The organism is Sporosarcina sp. SG10008 (assembly GCF_044569405.1).
Lineage (GTDB): Bacteria > Bacillota > Bacilli > Bacillales_A > Planococcaceae > Sporosarcina > Sporosarcina psychrophila.
Genome location: NZ_CP172607.1, coordinates 1,835,265 through 1,859,235 on the forward strand (window position 1 = coordinate 1,835,265; position 23,971 = coordinate 1,859,235).

Here is a 23,971-nt window from a genome sequence, read left to right on the forward strand (position 1 = left end):
AATGTACAATTCGTGTTTACTCCATCACTTCCCCCGCCCATGCATCCAACCAATTTAATAAAATCCTAACGCGATTAACAAAGTCAAAATAATGAATGTCCATCCTTCAAACGAGGTCATTACTGTCGCCATAACTTCCAAGCCTCTTGCCTTTTCTCATACAACTCCCGCTGCAACAATGGCTCGTACACCACAACCTTGTAACGGGATGGCCACTCATTTAAAAACCTCGAAGTCAAATTAGCGAAAGCCTACAGTGACACATTCACTTTTCAAATTGGTGGAATATTTGGATATTGTTTTCATTTAAACCCCTTATAAGCCTTGAGGCATAAGCATTGTTGCTACTATGAATTATTTCGTGCTAGACTAATCAGCCGTTTCGTACGTACGTTCTGCAAGTGTGATAATATGATAGTTTCAGCATCCAGGTACTAATCGACTATGCCACGCCGTTAAAGTAAAGTCGTAGGAAATCTTTTGAATTCGTGTGGTTGGGGGACATTCAGGGGGACACATTAAATGCGGACAGGCGCACGACTTTTAACATAATAACAGCCACCTTCTCAATCGAGTTGGTGGCTGTTTTTTTACTCACTTTTCATTTCCCAGCTTTTCAAACAAGTGGTTGACTTTATCACACATTTCTTCAGTTTCACCAGGATCAATCTCTTGTCTATTTCTTTTTTAGTAATCAACAAGGTGTTTGCCCTTCATTTCCTCTTTTGCAAGAATAGGATACTACAGATGGAGGTGAAAGAATGAATTTTAATAACCACTTCTCTAATCGTAAATGTAGTAAATGTCACATCAGTCCATGTTCTTGCAAAAATATATGTAGAGTACCAAGAGTGTTCATGGGGCCAATCAGGGCTATCGGGCAGGCTGGCTCCACTAGTACTATCGGAGCCACATGCGGGTTATGCGAATACGGGTATATTTACAATCTAACTCCTCAAACGGTACCTATAGAAGCTGATGTTTTGTTTGATTCAAATGGATTAATGACACCTGGAATTGTGCATACCCTTGGAACCTCTCAAATTATGATTAACGTTCCGGGAGACTACGAGGTTACTTTCTCTGTATCAGGTACGGAACCTAACCAATTTGCACTGTTTTTAAATGGATCGCTGGTTCCCGGAACAGTCTATGGTTCAGGTGCTGGCACTCAGCAAAACAACGGGCAGGCTATTATTGCCATAGTAGCCAACGATGTTCTTACCCTTCGAAATCATTCTTCTGCTGCAGCAGTTGGTCTTGCGTCTGTGATAGGTGGTACACAAGCTAATGTAAATGCTTCTATTGTCATTAAGATGTTGAATCCCAATGCTTAGGTAGAAATTATTCGGTATAAAACATCTTGGTTTCACTGGATTTTAATACAGGCTTCAACAATCACCTGATGCAAAACTTCTAAAAATAGAGGTGAAAAGTCGGAAGTAATTACTATCCATAGAAGAAACTCAAAAACAAATCGACCTTTCCCTATTCGGATTGGTCGTTTTAATTTACCGGTTCAATTAAACAAGTCGATGCCTCCATAAATAAACAAACGATTCTAATTTGCGCACCGACAAACTTCAACATGTTCGCTGCATTACAAACGAATGCAATATTCAATAAATTCCTATCCGGTATTATCCCAGATACCAGATTGAAAAGGCGACCTTCTTTCGTCGAGAGGTCGCCTTTACCCTGTTTATTATTCAACACATTCCACTCCGATTATGTCCTCCACCGGCATACGGCCCCTACCGAATGGACTATCGACCGTAATCCACATCGCCTCAACATTTATTTCTTTTATGACAACCATGTAAAAAATGACTTTCCCTTCCACAACTTTACGTGTACTTTGCATTCCCTTTTTTGCGCAACTTCTATTTCCATGCCAGTCGTGGACGGAAAATTTAAAGTTTCCAGTATTTCCGCTTGTATATCCTTGACTGTTTGTTCTGGATCACCCCACAACTTTTCAGTTCCAGTTAGATCAATAAATCATTCATCGTTTCTGTTGTCAAGTAATTGTTTACTATTTGTCTTCTAAATCTTGGATTTTGTGTCACTTAGAAGTAAATTTCGGTCAACAGCGTCATGTAAACCTGCATTTTTCTGTAATTTAAAAGAATCCATATTGAAAAATTTAATCAAAATAGATTCTTTTTATTAAAGCCTGAGTTTACATAAAAATTATTTAATTAGAAACTTAAACATCTATTAAATATACTAAAAAAGATTTAGGGCATCTTGGGATAAGTCTGTTCAAAATCCCTTTTTTACAAGCCGCTAAATGGAAACTGAAATTTTTGAAAGAAGAAAAACAGTAAAGACTTTAAAGGGGTTCGAAAACAATGGATTTGGATTAACCGGTTGTTTGATTGGTCAAGTATGAATAATTCAGGATGAAGATAGTTTTTCAATCCTACCCATTCAGCGTGTTGTATCCAAACGATTTCACATTGAATTTGCTCCCGACTTCCCCATAATAAGTGAACCAGAAACTTCCCCATTTAAATTCACCATTAAACATTGTTGCTATTAGCAAAATATTCACGAGTATCTTTGCGCGATTGTGGGGTTAATACGCGATCAAGCTCTTCATTCAACCAAGTAAGTGACTTGTTACGAAGAATATTGCGCATACTATCTTCTGCTTCGAGCATAACTAAGTTAATCACACAGGGAGAAGCTAGAGCGCATGCTGCATAGTCTTCATCCCGGCATAGGTAGCTATTATTTTTAATATTTTTACATTGAAAAATGGGGGAAGCACCTTCAACAGCTTCAATTACATCCCAAAAAGAAATTTCCGCAGGAGACTTGGCCAGTTTATAGCCTCCTTTTACACCTGGAACAGAACTTACGATACCCGCTTTTGTTAATTTACTAAAAATCTTCGAAAGATAGGTCTCTGAAACGCCTTGAAAAGCGGAAAGTTCTTTAATCCCAATTGTATCATTAGGAGGAATATCAATTAAATATACCAAGCAATGCAATCCATATTCAACACCAATACTATACTGCATGCAAACACCTGCTTTCTACATATAAAGATTGCTACTAACCATCTTAGGTGGATTTAAAACCCTTGTCAAATATGGAAATTTTCAGCTATTTTTTTTTGTTGACAGCCATAAACGAAAGAGTTATATTGTGGTCATAACCTATCGTCGATTAATGTTATCGACGATAGGTTGTAGAGGCAAGGACAAATTTAGATTCACGGAGGAGATTACTATGAAGGTTAGATTAAATCATATCAGTGCAAGCCCAGGTGCTTTGCAGGCAATGATGAAACTGGAAGGGTTTATTAAGACAAGTGGATTGGATGCTAAGCTATATGAATTCATTAAGATCAGAGCATCACAAATTAACGGGTGTGCTTATTGTATGGACATGCATACACGGGATTCAAGGAAAATGGGCGAGACGGAGCAGCGGATTTATTTACTTAACGCGTGGCGTGAAGTACCCTTTTATTCCGACAAAGAAAGAGTGGTGCTTGAGCTTACGGAAGCTGTAACCCGTATTTCAGAGCAAGGTGTGTCGCAGGATTTGTATGAAAGAGTTCGGGCACATGTGGATGAGGCAGAATATGTGGCAATCATTATGGCGATTAATACCATTAATGCATGGAATCGAATCGCCATCTCCACGGGGATGTTCCCTGAAAAGGAGTAAAGAGAAGCTTACTGAGAATAGTGAAATTTAATAAGAATAACTTTAGGATAGCTCTTACAATTGTATGTCCATTGAAGACCGAGGCCGGTCTTCATGGCTTACCTTAATGAGCATCGCTAATCAATTAAATTCAGGTCCTAGTTAACCTCGAGGAGAAATCAATCATGTCAACCGTCTTATACGTAACCGCACACCCACTAGATAAGAGTGAATCCAATAGTTTGTCTGTAGGCCACGAGTTTATCCAAGCTTACCATGGAGCAAACCCAAACGATGAAGTTATTCATCTAGATCTATATAAAATAGATATCCCGCAACTAGACACCGAAGTGTTAAGTGGTTGGGGCCAATTGAGAAGCGGCAGTTCTTTTGATCAATTGAGCGCGGGTTCTCAGGCTAAAATAGTTCGTTTGGGTGAACTGGTTGATCAATTTCTCGCTGCAGATAAAATCGTCGTCGTCAATCCAGTTTGGAATTTCTTATTCCCACCTGTATTGAAAACTTATATTGACGCCATATGTGTACCAGGAAAAACAGTTAAATATACGCCAGAAGGCTTTATTGGCTTAGCATCTGACAAAAAACTGCTTCATATTCAAGCTTCCGGCAGCGTGCTCTCCGAGGGACCAGTGGCAGGGTTCGAATTCAGCCACCGATACTTGACAGCTGTATCTAAATTCATAGGTATACCTTCAATTGATATTATTTATATCGAGGGTATGAGCGCTGCACCAGATCAAGCACTTACGATTAAAGAAAAAGCTATTCAACAAGCGATCGAACTAGCCAAAAGCTTCTAAAGTTCGTGAACTAAATAACTGAATCGGGTGTGACAATGAATCAAATATTTCCAGTATCATCTCAGCACCATGCTGTATTTGGTTGGTTAAACAGTAACTTGAGTTTCTCATTTGCAGATTACCATGATCCTAAAACTACGAGTTTTGGACTCATGCGGGATTTGAATGGTGACTTTATATTAAGTCTTCGTGGTTTAGCGATACACCTCTATCAAAACAGGAAAGTCGTATCTATCGTTCTGAGGGGCCAGTTAGAACTCAAAAAAGCATCGTGAAATACATTTTATTTGTTTTAGCTGGGGCATGCAACTTCGGTTTATTATCTAATTTTGTAAAGAAGACTTATGAGTCTGGTTTCCATGTCGGTGATGTCGTCGGTAGCCATGTACATCATATCTAGGTGTTCACGATATTCCACTGACCTAACTAATTGATTATGCACACTCGTTTCCCATTTTTCATTAGCATTCAGAACAATCGTTCCTATCACAACTGAATATCAGAAATTAATAAATTATACCAAATGATATTTGGACAAATAAAAAAACGGCCTTCCACAATCTAATCTGTGGAGGAGCCGCTTTTGCTATGGTCTTATTTAACAAAAGTCTACTTATTGATTAAGTCTGTACCATATGAGTTGTCGATTGCACAAAGCCATTCGCCTTGTGAATTTTTCTTAAACACATAGGTTGACCTTCTATCCATAGAATATTTCGTTTCATTTTTATCAGCCTCAAGTAGCGTTTGAGAAATAACTAATGCAGTATCTCCAGCTTCTAAAATAATCATTTCTCCCTGTACTGGGACAAGACTGTTATTGAAATATTTCGCAATTTTAATGAACGCTTGCTTAATTTCCTCTTTTCCTCGTGCAATCATATCTGGTTTTACTACCAGAATCGCATCATCAGTATAGTAATTCTTCAGAGTGTCAAAATCTTCCTGTTTTATTGCTTTATCACACTTCTTGATAAACTCCTTTAATTCGTGTTCCAAAATACACCACTCCTTATCTTTATAATTTTAAATTTCCCAATTAATCTCTAATATCCTGTTAGTTGAAGAAGAATAGAGCATTGTACTTGATTCGTCTCCATTAATACGAATACCTCTTTTATTCGACAATTGAAAAGCGACGGTCCATGTAGAAATACTTCTCCTTTTGAATTTTCGCATTGCAAGCAAATAAAAAAGCACCTCGTGAGAGATGCTTGAATAAAAATCAATGACAAAATGGAATATTTATTTTATCGACTTACGTGTATAGAAAATATATCTATTTCTACTAATTGGGCGTTCCGTATGTGAATTTTAAAGGAGTGAAAATGCGACAACAGCAACATTTGATTAATTGAAGCGCCACATCATGCCGCTTAATGTGAAACGTAAGAGTTCTTATGAAATCGTGTAACTGGAGGACTATGCTGGGGGACGTTTGGGGAAACTTTAAATAACGCGGGCAGGCGTACGACTCATAACAAATAACAGCCACCTTCTCAACTGAGTTGGTGGCTGTTCCTTCTATTACAATTAACCCTTCACATTGCGCCCCGATGATATCCGACACCGGAATCCTCTCGATGTTATCAAGTATGACAACCATGGTCCGTAAATCGATTCCTTCTATAATCCTCCGTTTTGATTCCCGCCATAGCACCATGTGTGGCACAAAATCCTAAAGTGCAAGCTGTATCAATACTAACTCCTGTATAGGTATTTCACTCCAATTAACAATGTGATGTTAACGGGAACATAAAGTTACCCTTCAGCAATGACTTTTTCGTTAAGACGAATAAAGCATCATCATCATTTGGCATAATGGTTGCTGTCATGCCTTCGATTGTAAAATCAGGTGTGAAATAAAATACCACTTTTTTCGTTGTTTCCTTTACAATGCTTGCTAATACAGCCTCTATATTTGGCACTTTTAACGAAATGATATCGAAAATATGCAGTGTGTCTTCCTCTTCCTCCATTAGCACAATCGTTTCTAAATTCTCCACATAGAAAATGGCTTCACGGAATGCTAATGTGAAATAAAACATTAATAAACTTTCATTATTCTCAACATCTAAAATCGTTGAGTTTACATGGCGATTTTCCGCAAATTTTTCAAGTAATGCAAGGTCAATTTCAATAGTAAGCCGCTTTACTTTCGCATCCTTATTCATTTGAATTGAACTTTTTGCTAGGTCTAAGCTAAATTCACTTTCATTTAGACGTGTAAATCCAAACTTCGGGTAAAAATCTAATACAGTATCATTCGCAAAAAGATACATGAAATCACAAGTATTTTCGTATTCTTTCATAATATGCTGCATTAATTGCTTAGCCAAACCTTGATTGCGATAATCTTCATCTGTCATTACTGTACCAATCTGAATCCCTTCACACATTTTACCATTAATAACTATTGACATTTTATTAATTGAAGCATTTGCGATAACCTTACCTTCATCGACAAATGAATATGGTATATATTTTTCATCCCAGTACCCTTTTTTGTACCAGCCTCGAAAATCTAATTCGAATGTTTTCATAGCTAAGGTATTAAAATTCTCCTTCAAGCTTTCATTATTACGATAATCACTTACTAATTCATATTTCCCCATTTAAATTCCCTCCGATTTTTGTTTCATTCACCTTGGTGCATTACATGTGTATATGGGAATTATCACCTCCTAAAAACAGAAAAAAAGACTTTATGAGAATAAACTCATAAAGTCTTCTTATACGCAAAAAATAAAATTAACCGGCCTAAATCAAGTGTTTGCCTTTAGTCGGATTAAATATATCTGCTTATATGAATTAGACATTATATTGCTTCTCTTAGTTATCGCAAAAGGACATCACAAATAAATCTATAAATAAATTATAGAATAGCCCTCCTATTAAATTCATTGGAATTTAAATTGCGATAATAAGTTTTAGCATAAAAGTCTAATCTCCCATCTGTTTTTAAGAATGAATCTATAGTAACACATTGTTAGATTTCTGTCTTATTTTTGTTTCATGATTTTTTAGTATCAATGCTCTATAAAGAACGACTTATACTGAAGTAGTTTTATTTATATAAATTATTCGTTTCTCACCTTCTTCTCTTCGACATAAAAACACCCCTTTGGCTAAACGCTACCAAATAGGTAAAACAGTATAACTTTTTTTGGCAATTTGTATATCTTTATTTGTTGAACTCTGCAGACTTAATTAATTTATCACGCACACTCGTTCTCTCCTTTTGATTCAGCATATCGAATGAACGTTCGTGTCGCAATAGAACATTCTGGATGTATTGTAATATTATTCATTCACTTTCAACTGCCAAGAACAAGTCTTTCCTACCTATCTTCTTAAATATTTATGAGAGCTACCATTCCTTCTACTGTAACGCCTTGCTTAATGCATTGTGTTTTCCGGGTATTTTGTGTAGTAATGGAATTTGCGTTAATTAAAGTAAATATATTAATTTGGAGATAATTATTTATGAAGAAGATGCAGAGGGTTCTTGCTTTATTATGTCTATTCGCTTTATTCACTACTACTATCTCAGTTCCTTTGGCCGGTGCAGAAGAAAGAGATTTACCAATTTCTAGCGATTTTAATCAACTTGAAGGGGTTTTCCCTAACAGCATTGATGAGTCTGAGCAGAAATTACTTGAAATAATTAAAGAGTTAGAACTATCCCAAGGAGAGGTTCTTGGAGAAGAACCTCTAGAAGAAGACTTAAATACACTATCTCTTCGTGGAAGCACAGTGGCAGGGGAATATCAGCTCGCAGGTATCGGAACGGTTACCGTGCTTGTATCAGGTGCTATTATTATTAATAATGTAATATGGGAAGCCGGATCAGCGATGGCGAAGAAAGTAATGGATCTAATTTTCCCCGCTAAAGCCGAACCTGTATACAAGACAGATGCAGAGGCAAAAACAGCCGCAGACAAACTAGGGTATACTAAAGTAAGTGAACGATGTGGTAAAGTTGCGATTTTCAGCAAGGATAAAAAGACCAAAAAGGGACCTGATTATATTTCTTGTGATATAGATGGTCATATTGGTGGAGCTTGGAAGGGCGGCTCTTCACCCAAAAAAATCTGTAATGAAACTACTAGGAGTGGTACATATGATAAGGACCTCAACCGTATTGGCAAATAAATCCATTAAGGCAAAGTCTGGAGTTACATTAACCGAGCCGTGGGGTTCTTCAATGTATTTTGATTCACCGATGGAAAACCGTGTTAGATTTTCAACGGATTATTTTAGAGAAATTCGAGTAAAAGGGATTCAAATGTTTATCGATTACCTTACAACGAATGAACCAACTGTCGATTTATTCATTTCTCTAGAATATAATACAAGAAATAAATATATCACTAATAACTTATCAAAGCGCTTACGGTTAACAAATTGGAAGGAATACAAATTCACTAGTGAAGAATTTGATCTTCATGAGGGGTTTGGCAAAATTGCTTTAATAAAAGATGTTTCAGTAAATGAAACGATATTATATACAACAGACGCACTTCTCTACAAAAATAATCGCGCCACCAAAGCTTTGTTTATTATTGTCACAAGTAAGTATCTGATCCATATCGGAGGGAGTGGAGACGTAATCAATCTACTTTCTAAAGACCCTAAGAATATTGAAAATTTAAAAATGAAGTATAAAGGTATTTTCGATACTTTTTACGATGAACCTTTAGACTAATTTCAGAAGTTAGAGTGAAAAAACTTTATAAAACTACCACTTAGAACCGAACAAAAAAAGCGACCATCCACACAATCTGTGGATGGTCGCTTTTACTTTGTACTTATTAAACTTTTTCACAGACAACTGGGCAAATAAAAAAGACCGTCAATTGACGATCTCCTGTTGTTGAACTAAACCAGCACCCGTTAGTTTAAGTACAACCTCTCACAACCTGGAGAGAAACTGCCAAAATGGCAGCTATGCCCCGTTCTTAAACTCTTGCGTCTGAGGGTTGAATATAAGTGTGCTTATATGTGATTTTACATTCTATTTTTCATCAGCTCCGCCATTTGCTCCGAATTTGAATTCCCTTCATTTTGTAATTTACTAATGATGTTAATATAATCCGATTCATTTCGGTTCTGACTTAATTTATATGCAGCCTGAATTTCTCCCATCTTAATCTTAAATCCAACTATCCCTTTCAGTTCCTTTTCTAAAAGATGAGTAGAAAGTTTATCCCATAAAACAGGGTTTTCACGATTTCCTTCATATTTTTCCAGCATTTTTGTTAAATCTTCTATTAACTCATCATTCTCTAAAATGATTGCTTTACCATATACATGGACAGCTTGATAGTTCCACGTCGGGACATTTTCCTGATTATACCAAGAGGAAGAGATATAAGCGTGTGGTCCTTGGAACATAATCAATACATCTTTACAGGTTTCGAATGTTCTCCATTGAGGGTTCCCATAAGCCATATGTCCAGTAATATAGTAATCATCCCCTTTTTTATTTAAGCCTAAAGGCAAATGAGTGGCAATTGGTTTACCTTTTTTCGTTGTGACAATCGTACCAAAAGAGTTTTTTTGAACAAAATCCAATATTCCATCAACATTTTCAACTTTAAAACATTTTGGAATATACAAAGTGATCCACCTTTCAAAATGGTTATATGAGTGTTTTGGTCATTATAAAGTCCAATTGTTCATCCTCACCCATATAAAAAGAGTGGGCTCCAGTTTGAACAAACCCCTTTTTCTTATAAAAGGCAATCGCATTTTCATTTTTTTCCCATACGCCTAGCCAAATTTTATTTTTCTTACATTCCATCGCAATTTCCATCGCTTTATTTAGGAGGCACTTACCAAGTCCCTGTTTTTGAAACTTGTTCCTAATATAAATCCTCTCAATTTCAAGTAATTCATCGCCCATTTCTTCAGACTGAGCATTATCAGTGTTAACCTTCAAATATCCAGCGACTTCATTATTAAAATAAACAAAATAGAATTGCGAAGAAGGATTGGATAATTCTTTTGTTAATTGCATTAAGTTAAATGCCCTTTCCAAATAGACATTCATATTTCCGGCTGAATTATGATGCTTAAATGTCTCATTATACGTTTCATGACTAATTTCTCGAAGTTCACGTGAATCTTCAAGGGTACACTTTTTTATATTTATAACCATTTGAATATATCACTCCTTTATATAATCAATAATTTCTCTTGTTTCCTTTTTTTACAAATACCCAGTCTTTTTCTACATTTTTTCTTATTCTTTGAAGAAGATTGAAAGTGGTTTCTGCTTCTTTCTCGGAAAGTCCTTCTAATGCCATGATATTGGAATAATCATTTTCTCTTTTTATGAAAGGATAAACATTTTCCCCCTTCTCTGTTGGAATCAGTTGTTTATTTTTTTTGTTATGTGCATCTTCCCTCTTTTCAATAAAGCCATTCATTTCAAGTTTTTTTATAGCACGAGCTGCTGTAGTTCTATCTACTTTTATCATCTCAGCTAACTTTTCTTGAATGATTCCTGGATTTTCACATATTCGTACAAGGTACAAATACTGCCCTTTTGTAAGGTCATATTCTTTAAACTCTATATTACTAATAGAGTCTAATGCCCTTGCTATCATTCCAATTTCACGAAGAATTCCCTTCATAACTTTACTCCTTAGAACATATTTTCATTGCTTTTGGGATAAAAATAACATACATTAAGTTTACCTTATTATTGTTGCATTTGCAACAATAAATAATAAAGGGGTCGAGTGAAGTGAAATATGTTTTTTATGTATTATAATATTAACTCTAGGTATTTCTTTCACTATACAATCAGACCTTGGAACTTCACCTTTTGATGCACTATTGGTAGGGCTGTCTGTAAATGTGGGGCTTACTGTGGGAAGTTGGGAAGTAATAACAGCTTTAATATTGATATGTTTTAATTCTTTTTTAAAAAGAAAAAGGCCAGAATTTTTGGGGTTGTTAACGGCATTTATAACGGGTATTGGTATTGATATGTGGCTTTTTTTATTACACAATTTGATAACGCCTGAACTATGGTACAGCAAAATTGTTTGCTTTGGAATAGGCTTAGTTGTGATTGGAATAGGAACTGCAACATATTTACACACAAATTTCGCACCGATTCCAGTTGATCGATTAACATTAATCATACAAGAATTAACCAGCACAACTATATTTTTTTCGAGAACATTCATTTACCTCTTATTCTTGATAATGGCACTGATTTTTAATGGACCAATTGGCGTTGGTACTTTATTAACTGTTTGTTTAGGGGGGCAAATACTTAATTACTTTATGAGATTTACTAGAAAAGTATTAGACCACATATTAACACAATCCAATACATCACTAAATTATGATAAAGATTAAACCATTCACTATAGAATGGTTTTTATTTTTCTTGTTGAACTAAACTGCTCCGTTAATTCAATAAGAACAGAGCATTGTTTTTTATTCGTCCATATTCATATGAATACCTCTTATTCGACAAACAATAAAGGCATCCGCTTAATTAAATGAGTAGTCACCCTTTGCTCTCAATAATCAATTTTATCTTTCCACGTTTACTTTTGTAGGGATAAGTGAATTATGTATGTAAACCAAGAATAGATGACTGTGTCTTGGCAAATAAAAAAAGCGGCCTACCACAATTAAGTCTGTGGAGGTTCCGCTTTTTCTTTAGTCTTAATTAACCTTTCCTCAGATAACTGGACAATCAAAAAAGACCGCCAATAGACGATCTCCTTTGTTTCAAAAATTGTTTTCGTTTGTTCAAAAACAACAGGTTAGAGAAATAGATATAAATTGCCTCACTGGTTGGTTAACAACTTTCCACTTAATTCATAATCAAACCACATTCTAGAATAACATTTCACTCAAATTATTAGTACTACTGAACAAGAATTAATTATAGGTGATATTGTAATTTGTATTTTAAGTATATTTAGATAGTACCCATCTTCTAGTAACTTCAGAAAATTTTTTAGTTGCTGGTGAGGGCGGTTTTCTTACTGCTAATCCAATCGTTCGATAGCTATCTATTTCAAGTGGAATAGCCTTTATAGAATCGATAGATTTCGGGATAATCATTTCTGGCATAATACTAATCCCCAGATTATTCTCTACCATCGAAAATACCGAATTCTCATTCATATTTTCGAATCTAATATTAGGAGTTACTTTGTTCTCCTCAAAGATTTTTTGTATATCATGATAGCATTGATAAATTGGCATAATAAAAGGGACACTTTCGATTTGTTGAATAGATATTTTTCTTTCCTTACTTAATGGAGATTGGTCTGATACAACACATAAGAGGCGGTCTCTCTTCAATTGCGCGATTTCAAACGACTCTAAATATGTTTCATTATTAATAAACCCACAATCTAATTTCCCACTTTGTAACCATTGCTTAATCTCTGTATAGTTGCCTTCCAATAGTTCTATTTCTATATTAGGATAATCATCTTCCATTTCTTTAACAATACTTGGAATCCAATTTGTTGAGATACTAGTAAAAACTCCCACCCTTACTGTTCCTTTGTTTAGACCATTGATGGCGTCCACTTCTTGTCTCAACATGTTGTTGTAATATAGAATTTTTCGAATAACAATTAATAGACCTTCCGCATTTTTTGTCAACGTAATTGTTGAGTGATTACGAATAAATAAAGGGAGAGAAAACTCTTTTTCCAAACTGGTTATAGCATGGCTAACAGCAGATTGAGTAACTCCCAAAGCTTCTGCAGTTTTGGTAAAACTATTTAGCTCTGCTACCTTGTTAAAAATTTCATACTTAACTAAGCTCATTAACGCTACCTCCTCATGAATTTTATTCATGAGGTTCATTATAATTTTTCGCTTTATTAATTACAACCCTCTACTTATACTAAGTTCATGCTTTATTTTACAAATTGTTTTGATAGATAATTTAGTGGTGAGAGGATGAGATATGATGCAAAGAATATTAATAACAGGTGCGGCAGGTAGGATTGGTCAAGATGTCGTAAACATTTTAGGTAGACAGAGAAACTACCAGTTAAGATTAGCAGATATTAACTTATCTGCTTTAGAGGTTTTCAAAGATGCGAGTCATGAGATAATTTATTTAAATGTCTCTGATTTAGCAGCTTGTCAAGAGGCTATCAAAGGGATGGATTTAGTTATACACTTAGCTGGTGATCCTTCACCAGAAGCTGATTTTTATGGCTCATTATTAGAAAATAATATAAAGGGGACATATAATATTTTTAGGGCCTCTAAAGATAATAACGTATCCAAAGTGATAGTTGCTTCTAGTGCCCAAACAATCGAAGGCTATCCACTGGATTACCAAGTGAATACTAATTCACCTATTAGACCTAATAATATGTACGGAGTCAGTAAGTGTTTTGTAGAGGCGGTTGCTTCATATTTTGCTTATGCAGAAGATTTGCAAAGCATTGCTATCCGCATTGGAGCGTATGATGATTATAACCCAAATGGAAAACCTCTCTCAGCCCGAGATATGAGTGCTTACCTAAGCCCTGAAGATTTTATTGACCTTCTTTTGAAGTCAATGACTGCAAAGAACTTACCACCCTTTTCGATTTTACACGGCATTTCGGACAATAGGTTTAAACGGCTTGATATTGAAGAAACGAAAAAATTAGTTGGGTACAACCCAAGTGCGGATGCATTTAAACTAAGCGGGGTTAAGTTATTTGATAAATAGAAAGTCCAAATAAGGAAAAGGTTAAATTTTGATTGTCCCCCAAAAAGGTCATACCCCGCGAAAACATCTTGAAATACCACGACATATTGTGTCAAAAATCCATTTAAACCTTTTTGGGTTTGAATCAAATTTTAGTGAATTCTTGGTATTGACTCTAGAAAAGAAAAAATATAGCGACTCTTCCACAATCCAATCTGTAGAGGAGCCGCTTTTTACTTTGTTCTTACTTATTTACCGCAACAGTATATTTAACCGCTACCCCCAATACATCCGCGTCTGTTAGCGTGCCATTCGCTAACTTGTCAGCCCACGATGCATGAGCCCCCGCCTCCACAGCTGCAGCTACGATGATTTGACGATGCGCTTTACTCGCTAGAGATGTTTCTGTTTCAAATTTTAATGCCGGGCTTGAAAATTTCAATTCCTCATCCTCCTCTTTTAGTGGTGTAGGCGTGGGTGTCGCCGTTATTTTTAGTTTCAACTTGAAGTACTGAAGTACACAGCTAGACCATCCGCGATAGCCTCACCTTGGGCTTTCAGTTTCGCATCACTTCTTAATGCGCCGATGTCTGTTGTCGAGTCCATGAAGCCACCTTCCGTTAAGATAGCGGGCATGCTTGATTCTCTCAACATGTGAAGGTTGTCGGTTTTTACTCCTCTATTACGTAGGCCCATTGCTTGTACAATGCGTGGCTGAATAATTGCCGCGATTTCTTTCGATGCTTTACTTACGGTAGTCTCTTGAACAAGTGGTTCAACACCTCCGTGACTGCCCCACTTACCATCAAAAGCATTGTGATGAATAAGATACAAGCGCATCTGCTCCCCAAGCATTTGCCTTATTGGTACGCGTCGCAAGGGATACATCTGTGTTTCCAGTCGGGCCATCCAGTCTGAGGATCTGAACGTCCTGGTATTTATTCAGTCAGACTGAACATGCCAATAACACTTTGTTATTAAATGACCATTCACGTTCACCATCAGGTGTTAGTTTGCCCGCAGTATTGATACCATGTCCGGAGTCTAGTGCGATTTTGACCAAGTTACCATCCTCCTTGTCGTATTTAGTTAGCTCATATCGCTCAATCAATTTATTAAGCTTTTCAGGGTAGTTAACATCTGTTGCATAACCGGCGTCTTTAACTGCAGCTGTTGCCTTCATATAATCTGTTTGATTTAAAACTGCTGCGTATCGGTTGTGAGACTCCCATCCAGTTCCGTTAACGTATTTACCGCATAAATCAATAACACATCCATCTAGGGCTGGATACTTCCTGAATTCTGCGGTTACACGATATGGCGTCTCGTCGGTTCGTTTTTCGTAAACGGGACCAGTCCAGTCACTGCCTTTTTTTATTCCAAAATGGTTGTTTGCGTTCTTGGCCAATTCAGATGTCCCGAATGCTGATTCCAAAATGCCCTAGGCGATAATTAAAGAAGGAAGGACTCCATGAGCCCTCCCGTGTTTTATTGCATATGGTGTGACGGTGTCAATGAATGACATTAGCCCTCATCCTTTGTGTAGCCTTCATTTTTATTCCCCAACTCAAATAGTCCAGTTGCTGATAATCCCGCTAGTCCTCCTACCCACAATCGCAAGACTAAATCCAAATCCGTAAACAGAGATGCTGCAAATCCAATAAAAATGCCCACCACGAATGCGATGAGCGGAACGAAATTCTTTTTTATTGGTGCAGTTATTTTAATCAGTTGGAGCGCCGCCAAAATGATTGGTGCTAGAATTGTTGCGGAAATTAATACGTCTGTAATTATTTTTCCTCCTTTTAATTAAAAAACTGTGTAGCAGCATAAATGATGACACCAATAGTTCCGGATGCTACCGATAAATTAAGTGCCTTTTTTCAAAACTGTGACAACTTAATTTTATTTGTGTCGAGATGATGGTCGATTAGTCTATTGAATTATGCTTTTTGTTCGGCTCCCTCTGTTTCCACTGCGGTTTTCACGCTATCCATTTTGTGAGATAGCCCGGAAACTGTTGTCTCAAGAATAGTTATACGCTGTTCATGATTTTGTAAAATAGGCATGCCTTCCGATATCCATTCAATCACTCCTTAATTTTGGATAAAGAAAAAGAACGCCAGATATGGACGTTCTTGTTAATCACTTAATGCATACAGTTACTTGTTTTTTATATGTGACCGCAAAACTAAAAAGCAACCAGTCCATAAGCTCTTTCGGGTGATCGACCGGATATTTCAGAAACTTTTCGTCATAAAAACTTGTGATACTGGAGTATTTTCAAAACCACTTGCCAGTAAAGATGAAACTACACGACCATTTCCTTTTAAGAAGTTATAAGTTGTACGATTGATAGATTGGTCATATTCTAATGCGTAAGCAAGGAGTTTGTTTAGAGCATCTTCATTCCCATTTTCCTTCACCTGAAATAAAGTAATGCTTTCCGTTTCATTGCCAAACACACGTTTTTTCCGAATTAGACAAGCTGCCTGCACCTCTCCATTCTTTGATATCATCACAGCTTCTCCACCTAGTTTTGACGTGTTACTAGCATCCGTTTGCCAAGGGACGATAGTTGAAAATAAATCTGATCCAATAGATTGGGTAGCCGGAATTCTTATTATTTCATAATCGTCTAGATCCGGTAACTTACTATCTAAAATTTCATTTGCACGTAAAAAGAGTAAATCGTCCTCTACTTTGTAACCACACTTTTCATATAAAGATATAGCAGCCTTATTTTCAGAAAGCGCCTCTAAAGTTGCTATAGAAACATTAAGTTCCTTTATGATTTTTTCCGCTTCCTCCATCAAGGAATAACCCAATTTCCTCCCCCTGTATTCTCGATTAATACCTGTTCCACCATTCCAAGAAATCTTTTGACCATCCACTTCTCTAATTCCTTGGAGCACAAAGCCGATTGGATCTGTTCCATCATATGCAACGATGGATAATGCCGCAGATAATCCATCATTACCAAAACGACTTACGAATGTATCAAAAGTTAAATTCATCGGCACTAAATAACCTTCAAATCCACGATTAAATAGGATATGCGCTTCTTTAAAACTTAATGAAGACATCAATTTATACGAAATGTTCATGGCTTACCCTCACTTTTTTAATAAAATAAGAAACACCTTATGATAAATACTTTCTTAATATTCCCCTTGATAATTTGTCTAGCCTACAAATTTATTCAGATCTAAAGCCTTGTTTAGCTCCTTCAACTAACACTTTAGCTATCCCGCTGCCAAAACCTATTTAACCATAAAAAAGCTTTAACAATAAGGCTACTTTTAAAATGAAGTTAAGCAATCTTCATTGACTGGAGATATCTCTAGGAGCACTGCATTTACTTCTTCTCGTTTATTATAATAACGCATAAGGATCTGACTATTCCCATAGCTAATCTAACCTTCAGGCATCGGTGCGCCTCCTTCTAACAACTTTACTTCTTTCATAAATACTCTAACGTTTTCAGCAATTTCTTTGAATTTGGTATGGTGCAAATAATGTGAACCATCCATGGTTACTACTTTTCCATTTAACGAGTCTTTGACCTGCCCTTCATGCAGGGGTATCCATCCTGCTACACCTTCATTATTCGCTTGTACAAAGAGAAGAAGTGGAAGAACTTTAGGGAAGGCTAAACCTTGAGCCCCTTTAAAATTAGACGAAATATTGTCCATCTCATTCAAGGTAGTCTCATTATACATGTTTTTATTCGAAATCATTTTCATTTGCTCTACGGTTTTTTCATCAAATGCCAGTCCAGCATAGGGGTCAGCGCTTATTTTCATGGCCAATCTTAAGAGACCTGATTTTTTGAGGAATGCAAACGTTTTTAATGGGAATTTAATATCCATTCCCGGTTGTGTTGCAACACTGCTATCGATTCCGACAAATGCAGTCACCTCGTTTGGATATTTGTTCACATAATCAATTCCATAGATGCCTGTAATGGAGTGGCCCATGAGTATGTATCTATTAATATTAAGCTGCTGTAGAGCTTCATGAACTTCACTTACCAAATTCTCCGTGGTTCGCTCTTTTTCAGTTTCATCACTTAATCCATAACCGAAAGGCTCTACCGCAACAACTTTGTAAAATAGAGATAATTCATCGATAAGAAGCTTAAAATCAAGCCCTGGTGTAGCTGTTCCATAACCAGGCAGGAGAACAATCGTTTCTTCGCCCTCGCCTTGAATTAACACATTCATATTTTTCTCGTCTACAGATACCTGCTGACCGTAGGGCACTATTCGTTTTTTCTCCGAATGACTACTCATCCCATTAGCGATATAAACAATACCTAGAAAAAGAACAATGGCTATAACGATTGCTCCTACTATTTTAAGCAAAATGTTTCGTACTTTCTTTATTTTCGTTCCATTCCGCATTTTCTTTTCCTCTTGTTGTGTCACTGTCATTCTCTCCTGTCCTGATCTGTTTGTTTAGCTTTCTTCATGTGCTGCTAATGAAATCTTAACTAATGAATATGTACTCCCCATGACGACAATATGAACTGAATATGAACAAGCAAAAAAACTACGGCTCACATACAAGATTGCTTGCATGTGAGCCGTAGTTTAGAGAATATCGGTTTAGACAATCCGATGGATATTTGGTGTATCTAACTATCGGTTGGTGTAGTGAGTGGCAACGTGACAATGAAGGTAGTTCCTTTACCAAGTTCACTTTCCACTCGGATGTCACCTTGATGAAGAGCTACGACCTGTTTTACGATTGCAAGTCCCATACCGCTACCGTCATACTTTCGACTGTGCGAACGATCGGCCTTGAAAAACCGCTCGAATATACGCTTCTGGTCTTCGAGAGGAATACCGATGCCCGTGTCGGTTATTTGAACTGTCACGTTTTTGATGTCTTGTTTGGTACTGACGTTAATTACCCCGCCATCCTCGGAAAATTTGATGCTATTGCCAAGGATGTTCGTCCATACCTGATTCAACTGGTTATGATCACCCATTACTTTAACGGTCTGTAGATCAAGCTCAAAATGAATGATGCGAGCAGACCATTGCGGCTGGAGCGCCACGATTACCCGTCGAATTTGTTCATCGAGACTGAGCGTGACGAGCTGCAGTTGCTGCGACTGTGATTCAAGCAAACTCAGCTTGAGCAGGCTATCGCTCATCTTGGACATTCTTTTCGCTTCAGCGATGATAATATCTAGATAACGACTTCGTTCGTGATCTGAGAGGTCAACTTGCTTAAGCGCTACAGCATAACCGGATATCGAAGTGAGCGGAGACTGAACCTCGTGCGAGACGTTCGTTACGAATTCCCTTCGCATCTGCTCAAGTTGCTGCAGATCGTGCATCATTTCTTCGAAGCTGCGAGCCAACGTACCAAGCTCACTCGTTTGCTTAATATTCAGCTTGACGTTGAAATCTCCAGATGCTATACGCTTGGTCGCTTTTGTCAGCTTTTTGATCGGTCTTACCAGGAATAAAGAGGCAACTAGAATGAACACGCTTCCTGCAATCAACGAACAGGTTGCAAAGATCAATGCCCACTTTGTGACAAAAGAAGCAGAAGGGGGGGCGAGCGTTTCCAAAAACATCGCTTTCGTTCCCATTTCCGTTTTCAACGGCACCCCTAAGAGGACCGTAGCAATACCATTCGGAGTGTCCTGAACAACGCCTCCATCTAATACTTTCTTTAGTTGCTCCATCGTCACAGGTGCAGGTTTGTGTCCGTGAAGTTTTCCATAAGACTGGAACTGACCCGTAGCTTCGTAAATTCGAATATAATAAGAATCGAGCTGCTTCATTTCACTTACGAACGAGTCCGCTTCACGTAACGGAAGAGTCTTGTAAAGCTGGACGATATCATGGCCAAAGTTACGTAAGTTAATTTGAGCGTTTTCGTTCAATTTATCTTCGAATATCCAAGTTGACACAAAAAAAGAAATAATCGTGCCTCCGATGACGGAAATTAGAAATGTCAGGACAACACGTATATATAAAGATCTGATCATTCATAAACCTCAAGCCGATACCCAAGCCCACGCACCGTTTCGATCCGAAAATTGGGTGTCGACGCGAACCGTTCACGCAGTCGTTTAATATGTACGTCTATCGTTCGATCATCTCCAGCGTAATCGATACCCCAAATCTGATCGATCAACTGCTCGCGCGTATAGACTTGTCCGGGTGTTCCAGCTAGCTTATACAGCAATTCGAATTCCTTTAGCGGCAACGTAAGCGACTCCGTCCCTCTCATCACCTTATAGGTCTGTCGATTAAGAATGACGTTCCCGAAATGGATTGTCTGAGTGGAGCCAATCTTGTATCGTTTGAGTAGTGCCCTAACACGAACCGTCAACTCTAACGGATCGAATGGTTTCGTTAAGTAATCGTCCGTCCCAAGTTCGAAACCTTTCACTTTTTCCCATGTTTCTCCTCTCGCAGTCAGAATAAGTAAAGGAAGATCAGGATTGGCTCTTCTGAGTTCCTTGCATAACGTCCAACCATCCATATTTGGCATCATAATGTCGAGCACGACAAGATCGACATGCGTTGAGGTGTAGACGGCCAGTGCTTCCTTGCCGTCTGCGGCTTCGGCTATTGCGAATCCGTCGTTGCGTAGAAATAAACAGACGAGTTCACGAATGTTCGCATCGTCGTCAGCAACCAGTATAGTAGGCATCAGTTCCCTCTTTCCCCTGTTTTCCATCGCATTATTGAAGTAATCATTATACTATAGATCAAATTGATATACTCCCATTCTTCCTATAATTAAGGACAGGAATATCATTAAACGCGCCCTCGTTTGCTTATTCGATTACCGGAATGCCGAACTTTATATGTAATTGTTCAGCCCTTCCCATTCTTCTAGAGTTCGATTGGCGACGGGATAAACGCGGACATATCTACGTTTGTGAAGTGGCCAAGAGCTTAGGAATCTACGACTTGGGCGCTTTTACTTATTTACGGCAATAGTGTATTTAACTGCTAACCCCAATACATCCGCATCTGTGAGTTTAATATTCATCTGGTAATATTTCTTTTAGTTCTTCATTATTGCCGTCGATATACAAAGCGGAAATCTCCATTTGTGAAATCTAAAATTTTTCATCTAACAGATTCCACCAATTTTTACTCATCGCTTTAGAACCTTCATTTCGATCAGCTTTTATCGAGTTTGACAATGCATCCCACTTAATATGATCAGAACCTTTTTATACGATCATGCAGTGCTTCCCCTCAAGCCGTCTTCCTGTAACGGGACCCGTAAATAACGTAAAACTCTTCGTCTATAATTTCGAATAATGGCCGCCTTTTTGATTTCAAAATAAAATAAGAATCTGAATATTATTTGCTTTGTTTTTTTCTAAACTTGTAAATAAGATAACATATTACGCCTGGAAGAAGTGCTCCGAATACGGGTGTTGATATATTTACCATTTATAACATTCATCCCCTTACAATCTCAATCAGTTTATATTAACACAGAAAAGTAAGTGTCAAATACACCTTCTAACCTCATTTCATCAGAAGTATTTGGTTAAGGTTAGACGTACAAGAAAAATAACTCTGTTTGAATATAGTATCAATATACGATAGAAAGGGTGTGCCTCGTGGGGAAAGAACAGAAATATTATAAAACGATCAAGTTTAAATCAAATCCAAGTTGTCGTTGTCGTTGTTTTTGCTGTTGTTGTAGTTGTAGTAGTTGTTGTTTTTGTTTTTGTTTTTGTTTTTGTTTTTGTTTTTGTAGTTGTCGTTGTACAAAGCCACCATTTTTACCTGTACCACCAATTTGTAGCTTTCTCGTATATGTTACAGACGCTGGTCAGTTAGAAACTCCTGATAATAGAGCATCAGTGATTGATACAGCGACAAACACTATAGTCGCTACCATTCCAGTAGGAAGCGCTCCTCTAGAAGTAGCGATTACACCAAATGGAGCATTTGGTTATGTTACAGCTTTCTTCTCGAATAATGTAACGGTTTTTAGTACTGCAACAAACACTCCAATCGCTACCATTCCAGTAGGCGTTAATCCTCTTGGTGTAGCAATTTCACCTAATGGAACACTTGCTTATGTAGCAAATCACGGATCTAACACTGTATCAGTAATAAATACAGCAACAAATACCGTAACTGCTACTATTCCAGTAGGACTCGCTCCTCAAGGTATAGCTTTTACTCCGAATGGTGCGTTTGCTTACGTTGCAAATGAAAACTCAAATACAGTATCTGTCATTAATACAGTAACAAATACGGTGGTTGCTACAATCCCTGTAGGAGTTCGCCCTAGATCAATAGTTTTCACACCGAATGGACAATTTGCTTACGTTACAAATCAAGGTAGTAACACAGTATTTGTAATCAATGTAGCAACAAATACGGTGGTTGATACAATCCCTGTGGGAACAGAACCTGTGGGAACAGCAATTACACCTGATGGAACACTTGTTTACATTGTAAATAAAGGTAGTAATACTGTATCTGTCATTAATACAGCAACAAATATGGTAATTGCTACAATCCCTGTAGAAGAATCCCCTGACCAAGTAACCATATTGCCGGATGGAACACTCGCTTATGTTACAAATCAAACCGACAATACTGTGTCTGTCATAAATATAGCAACAAATATGGTGATCGCAACAATCCCAGGATTTAGCGGACCAACTGGTATTAAAACCGGGACAATCTGCAAATAAAAGATAAACATTTTATATCAACGAGTTGATTTCATAATCTAGGGCCCTTGGGGCCCTTGAGGCCCTTGAGGCTCTTTAGGAACAAGTTTCACTAATTATAAATATATAGCGTAAGTACTATTCAGAATATCGAATTAAAATCAACAAAAAAGGTGACCGCTCAAATTAAGATTAGTCGCCTTTTGCTATATTTCACTTATTTACCGCAACAGTATATTTAACAGCTAACCCCAATACATCTGCATCTGTGAGTTTAATATTTATCTGGTAATATTTCTTTTAGTTCTTCATTATTGCCGTCGTTATACAAAGCGAAAATCTCCATTTGGAAAATCTCGAATTTATAATCTAACAGATTCCACCAGTTTGTACTCATCGCTTTAGAACCTTCATTTCGATCGGCTTTTACCTAATTTTCCAATGCATCCCACTTTATATGATCATGCAGCGCTTCCCCACAAACCACCTTCCTGTAACGGGACCCGTAAATAACGTAAAACTCTTCGTCTATAATTCCGACTAAATAACACTTTCTTTTTAGCATACTGCGATAAACCAATAAATCACCAATCGTGATTTTTATGTTGCACTCCCACCTCTCTAAGCCATTATTCGAGGAGGGAGCAAGCCCTTCTACTATCCTTTAAACTCTATTTGTCACCTCAACTACATGATCATCTATTTAAAACAATAAAAGGCGACAACTCCGTAATGGAATAATGACCGCCTCAGATTTCTTAATCTCTATTATTAAAAACGTTTTCAGAGTGCCGAATGGTTAATATCATATCTTTCGCATTGATCGAAATAACACAATCCCAAGTTGGTTTAATTTGCATCTCGTTTTCCTCATCAATCCAAATCATTGCATTTAGTTCTAGGGCACCTTCCATGATAACCATTTTTTTCGTTGAAGTATCAGTGACTGTCATCAAATTATCTTGTAAACGTATTTTCCAATCAAAAAATGATAATTCCTTCATATTCTCATCCTTTCTTTTACTTATCTTTGAAACATACTTGTTTTAGCTACATATACAAACGATTATTTTTGCAATTGTCTTCCTAGCAAGCAAAAAAACC

The 23,971-nt window shown here is 37.2% G+C and carries 26 protein-coding genes and 1 pseudogene; 8 read left to right on the forward strand and 19 right to left on the reverse strand.

Translation table 11 applies throughout. The features are described 5' to 3' along the window. Nucleotides 1–857 precede the first annotated feature (857 nt). A complete protein-coding gene (locus tag ACGLYD_RS08820; RefSeq protein WP_338656566.1) occupies nt 858–1,337 on the forward strand; it encodes a BclA C-terminal domain-containing protein in 480 nt (159 codons plus the stop codon). A 169-nt stretch (nt 1,338–1,506) separates the two neighbouring features. On the opposite strand, the gene ACGLYD_RS08825 is transcribed toward ACGLYD_RS08820, so the two are convergent. The 3 genes from ACGLYD_RS08825 to ACGLYD_RS08835 all read right to left on the reverse strand — a co-directional run bounded on the left by ACGLYD_RS08825 (nt 1,507) and on the right by ACGLYD_RS08835 (nt 3,029). After that, nucleotides 1,507–1,713 carry a hypothetical protein gene (locus ACGLYD_RS08825; RefSeq protein WP_067209632.1) on the reverse strand — a complete coding sequence of 69 codons (207 nt, stop codon included), beginning with the start codon at nt 1,711–1,713 and terminating at the stop codon, nt 1,507–1,509. Then, the gene (locus tag ACGLYD_RS08830) at nt 1,706–1,864 is read right to left on the reverse strand and encodes a hypothetical protein (RefSeq protein WP_156476034.1); all 159 of its coding nucleotides are present in this window, start codon (nt 1,862–1,864) and stop codon (nt 1,706–1,708) included. The genes ACGLYD_RS08825 and ACGLYD_RS08830 overlap by 8 nt, the downstream gene beginning before the upstream one ends. Before the next feature lie 661 nt (nt 1,865–2,525). After that, complete coding sequence (locus ACGLYD_RS08835; protein WP_067209635.1) at nt 2,526–3,029, reverse strand: Rrf2 family transcriptional regulator; 504 nt, start codon at nt 3,027–3,029, stop codon at nt 2,526–2,528. A 211-nt stretch (nt 3,030–3,240) separates the two neighbouring features. Between ACGLYD_RS08835 and ACGLYD_RS08840 the strand changes: the two genes are divergently transcribed. After that, entirely contained in the window at nt 3,241–3,684 is a 444-nt protein-coding gene (locus tag ACGLYD_RS08840; protein ID WP_067209638.1) for a carboxymuconolactone decarboxylase family protein, read from the forward strand. A 164-nt stretch (nt 3,685–3,848) separates the two neighbouring features. Further along, a complete protein-coding gene (locus tag ACGLYD_RS08845) occupies nt 3,849–4,484 on the forward strand; it encodes an FMN-dependent NADH-azoreductase (RefSeq protein WP_338656558.1) in 636 nt (211 codons plus the stop codon). 609 nt (nt 4,485–5,093) lie between these two features. Here ACGLYD_RS08845 and ACGLYD_RS08850 read toward each other — a convergent pair. Further along, complete coding sequence (locus ACGLYD_RS08850; RefSeq protein ID WP_067209643.1) at nt 5,094–5,483, reverse strand: DUF4440 domain-containing protein; 390 nt, start codon at nt 5,481–5,483, stop codon at nt 5,094–5,096. Between the two features lie 731 nt (nt 5,484–6,214). Next, nucleotides 6,215–7,099: a GNAT family N-acetyltransferase gene (locus ACGLYD_RS08855; protein ID WP_399632489.1), complete on the reverse strand. Its 885-nt coding sequence runs from the start codon at nt 7,097–7,099 to the stop codon at nt 6,215–6,217. A gap of 871 nt (nt 7,100–7,970) precedes the next feature. On the opposite strand from ACGLYD_RS08855, the gene ACGLYD_RS08860 reads away from it, so the two are divergent. Together ACGLYD_RS08860 and ACGLYD_RS08865 are read left to right on the forward strand one after the other, a co-directional pair. After that, nucleotides 7,971–8,639 carry a toxin C-terminal domain-containing protein gene (locus ACGLYD_RS08860; protein ID WP_399632492.1) on the forward strand — a complete coding sequence of 223 codons (669 nt, stop codon included), beginning with the start codon at nt 7,971–7,973 and terminating at the stop codon, nt 8,637–8,639. Then, nucleotides 8,608–9,192 carry a hypothetical protein gene (locus ACGLYD_RS08865; protein WP_399632493.1) on the forward strand — a complete coding sequence of 195 codons (585 nt, stop codon included), beginning with the start codon at nt 8,608–8,610 and terminating at the stop codon, nt 9,190–9,192. The genes ACGLYD_RS08860 and ACGLYD_RS08865 overlap by 32 nt, the downstream gene beginning before the upstream one ends. A gap of 302 nt (nt 9,193–9,494) precedes the next feature. Here ACGLYD_RS08865 and ACGLYD_RS08870 read toward each other — a convergent pair whose 3' ends face one another. From ACGLYD_RS08870 to ACGLYD_RS08880, 3 genes are read right to left on the reverse strand one after another with little or no spacing between them, the layout of a single operon-like run. After that, complete coding sequence (locus ACGLYD_RS08870; RefSeq protein WP_399632496.1) at nt 9,495–10,106, reverse strand: FMN-binding negative transcriptional regulator; 612 nt, start codon at nt 10,104–10,106, stop codon at nt 9,495–9,497. Nucleotides 10,107–10,128: 22 nt separating this feature from the next. Continuing rightward, nucleotides 10,129–10,647: a GNAT family N-acetyltransferase gene (locus tag ACGLYD_RS08875; protein WP_399632497.1), complete on the reverse strand. Its 519-nt coding sequence runs from the start codon at nt 10,645–10,647 to the stop codon at nt 10,129–10,131. Between the two features lie 25 nt (nt 10,648–10,672). Beyond that, nucleotides 10,673–11,125 (reverse strand): MarR family winged helix-turn-helix transcriptional regulator, encoded by a 453-nt coding sequence (locus ACGLYD_RS08880; protein WP_399632500.1) that lies wholly within the window; start codon nt 11,123–11,125, stop codon nt 10,673–10,675. 118 nt (nt 11,126–11,243) lie between these two features. Between ACGLYD_RS08880 and ACGLYD_RS08885 the strand changes: the two genes are divergently transcribed. Continuing rightward, a complete protein-coding gene (locus ACGLYD_RS08885) occupies nt 11,244–11,861 on the forward strand; it encodes a YitT family protein (RefSeq protein WP_399633163.1) in 618 nt (205 codons plus the stop codon). Between the two features lie 564 nt (nt 11,862–12,425). Here ACGLYD_RS08885 and ACGLYD_RS08890 read toward each other — a convergent pair. Continuing rightward, nucleotides 12,426–13,301: a LysR family transcriptional regulator gene (locus ACGLYD_RS08890; RefSeq protein ID WP_338656547.1), complete on the reverse strand. Its 876-nt coding sequence runs from the start codon at nt 13,299–13,301 to the stop codon at nt 12,426–12,428. A gap of 145 nt (nt 13,302–13,446) precedes the next feature. Here ACGLYD_RS08890 and ACGLYD_RS08895 point away from each other — a divergent pair, with 145 nt between their 5' ends. Next, entirely contained in the window at nt 13,447–14,205 is a 759-nt protein-coding gene (locus ACGLYD_RS08895; protein WP_399633165.1) for an NAD-dependent epimerase/dehydratase family protein, read from the forward strand. A gap of 223 nt (nt 14,206–14,428) precedes the next feature. Here ACGLYD_RS08895 and ACGLYD_RS08900 read toward each other — a convergent pair whose 3' ends face one another. The 8 genes from ACGLYD_RS08900 to ACGLYD_RS08935 form a co-directional block, all read right to left on the reverse strand. Further along, entirely contained in the window at nt 14,429–14,626 is a 198-nt protein-coding gene (locus ACGLYD_RS08900; RefSeq protein ID WP_399632504.1) for a hypothetical protein, read from the reverse strand. A gap of 56 nt (nt 14,627–14,682) precedes the next feature. Beyond that, nucleotides 14,683–15,018 (reverse strand): N-acetylmuramoyl-L-alanine amidase, encoded by a 336-nt coding sequence (locus ACGLYD_RS08905; RefSeq protein ID WP_067209666.1) that lies wholly within the window; start codon nt 15,016–15,018, stop codon nt 14,683–14,685. A gap of 112 nt (nt 15,019–15,130) precedes the next feature. Continuing rightward, nucleotides 15,131–15,619, reverse strand: coding sequence for a glucosaminidase domain-containing protein (locus ACGLYD_RS08910; protein WP_338656543.1), 489 nt, complete (start codon nt 15,617–15,619; stop codon nt 15,131–15,133). A gap of 89 nt (nt 15,620–15,708) precedes the next feature. Beyond that, nucleotides 15,709–15,975, reverse strand: coding sequence for a holin (locus tag ACGLYD_RS08915; RefSeq protein ID WP_399633168.1), 267 nt, complete (start codon nt 15,973–15,975; stop codon nt 15,709–15,711). Nucleotides 15,976–16,424: 449 nt separating this feature from the next. Beyond that, the gene (locus ACGLYD_RS08920; RefSeq protein WP_399632507.1) at nt 16,425–17,291 is read right to left on the reverse strand and encodes a GNAT family N-acetyltransferase; all 867 of its coding nucleotides are present in this window, start codon (nt 17,289–17,291) and stop codon (nt 16,425–16,427) included. Nucleotides 17,292–17,600: 309 nt separating this feature from the next. Beyond that, on the reverse strand, nt 17,601–18,614 hold the full coding sequence (locus ACGLYD_RS08925) for an alpha/beta fold hydrolase (protein ID WP_399632510.1): 1,014 nt from the start codon (nt 18,612–18,614) through the stop codon (nt 17,601–17,603). Nucleotides 18,615–18,823: 209 nt separating this feature from the next. Beyond that, a complete protein-coding gene (locus ACGLYD_RS08930; protein ID WP_399632513.1) occupies nt 18,824–20,194 on the reverse strand; it encodes a sensor histidine kinase in 1,371 nt (456 codons plus the stop codon). Beyond that, complete coding sequence (locus tag ACGLYD_RS08935) at nt 20,191–20,865, reverse strand: response regulator transcription factor (protein WP_342538283.1); 675 nt, start codon at nt 20,863–20,865, stop codon at nt 20,191–20,193. The genes ACGLYD_RS08930 and ACGLYD_RS08935 overlap by 4 nt, the downstream gene beginning before the upstream one ends. A gap of 1,090 nt (nt 20,866–21,955) precedes the next feature. On the opposite strand from ACGLYD_RS08935, the pseudogene ACGLYD_RS08940 reads away from it, so the two are divergent. Further along, nucleotides 21,956–22,888 (forward strand): annotated as a pseudogene (locus ACGLYD_RS08940) (beta-propeller fold lactonase family protein); the annotation flags it as partial. A gap of 253 nt (nt 22,889–23,141) precedes the next feature. Here the strand turns inward: ACGLYD_RS08940 and ACGLYD_RS08945 are convergent. Together ACGLYD_RS08945 and ACGLYD_RS08950 are read right to left on the reverse strand one after the other, a co-directional pair. Then, nucleotides 23,142–23,264, reverse strand: coding sequence for a hypothetical protein (locus ACGLYD_RS08945; RefSeq protein ID WP_342538284.1), 123 nt, complete (start codon nt 23,262–23,264; stop codon nt 23,142–23,144). Between the two features lie 361 nt (nt 23,265–23,625). Beyond that, nucleotides 23,626–23,871, reverse strand: a complete 246-nt coding sequence (locus ACGLYD_RS08950) for a hypothetical protein (RefSeq protein WP_342538285.1) — start codon at nt 23,869–23,871, stop codon at nt 23,626–23,628. Between the last annotated feature and the right edge of the window lie 100 nt (nt 23,872–23,971).

Coding starts and splice junctions, on each gene's coding strand:
- ACGLYD_RS08820 (WP_338656566.1), top strand. CDS start 858: ATGGGGCCAATCAGGGCTATCGGGCAGGCTGGCTCCACTAGTACTATC.
- ACGLYD_RS08830 (WP_156476034.1), bottom strand. CDS start 1,864: ATGCAAAGTACACGTAAAGTTGTGGAAGGGAAAGTCATTTTTTACATG.
- ACGLYD_RS08835 (WP_067209635.1), bottom strand. CDS start 3,029: ATGCAGTATAGTATTGGTGTTGAATATGGATTGCATTGCTTGGTATAT.
- ACGLYD_RS08840 (WP_067209638.1), top strand. CDS start 3,241: ATGAAGGTTAGATTAAATCATATCAGTGCAAGCCCAGGTGCTTTGCAG.
- ACGLYD_RS08845 (WP_338656558.1), top strand. CDS start 3,849: ATGTCAACCGTCTTATACGTAACCGCACACCCACTAGATAAGAGTGAA.
- ACGLYD_RS08855 (WP_399632489.1), bottom strand. CDS start 7,099: ATGGGGAAATATGAATTAGTAAGTGATTATCGTAATAATGAAAGCTTG.
- ACGLYD_RS08860 (WP_399632492.1), top strand. CDS start 7,971: ATGAAGAAGATGCAGAGGGTTCTTGCTTTATTATGTCTATTCGCTTTA.
- ACGLYD_RS08865 (WP_399632493.1), top strand. CDS start 8,608: ATGATAAGGACCTCAACCGTATTGGCAAATAAATCCATTAAGGCAAAG.
- ACGLYD_RS08875 (WP_399632497.1), bottom strand. CDS start 10,647: ATGGTTATAAATATAAAAAAGTGTACCCTTGAAGATTCACGTGAACTT.
- ACGLYD_RS08880 (WP_399632500.1), bottom strand. CDS start 11,125: ATGAAGGGAATTCTTCGTGAAATTGGAATGATAGCAAGGGCATTAGAC.
- ACGLYD_RS08890 (WP_338656547.1), bottom strand. CDS start 13,301: ATGAGCTTAGTTAAGTATGAAATTTTTAACAAGGTAGCAGAGCTAAAT.
- ACGLYD_RS08895 (WP_399633165.1), top strand. CDS start 13,447: ATGCAAAGAATATTAATAACAGGTGCGGCAGGTAGGATTGGTCAAGAT.
- ACGLYD_RS08920 (WP_399632507.1), bottom strand. CDS start 17,291: ATGAACATTTCGTATAAATTGATGTCTTCATTAAGTTTTAAAGAAGCG.
- ACGLYD_RS08930 (WP_399632513.1), bottom strand. CDS start 20,194: ATGATCAGATCTTTATATATACGTGTTGTCCTGACATTTCTAATTTCC.
- ACGLYD_RS08935 (WP_342538283.1), bottom strand. CDS start 20,865: ATGCCTACTATACTGGTTGCTGACGACGATGCGAACATTCGTGAACTC.
- ACGLYD_RS08945 (WP_342538284.1), bottom strand. CDS start 23,264: ATGAGTACAAACTGGTGGAATCTGTTAGATTATAAATTCGAGATTTTC.
- ACGLYD_RS08950 (WP_342538285.1), bottom strand. CDS start 23,871: ATGAAGGAATTATCATTTTTTGATTGGAAAATACGTTTACAAGATAAT.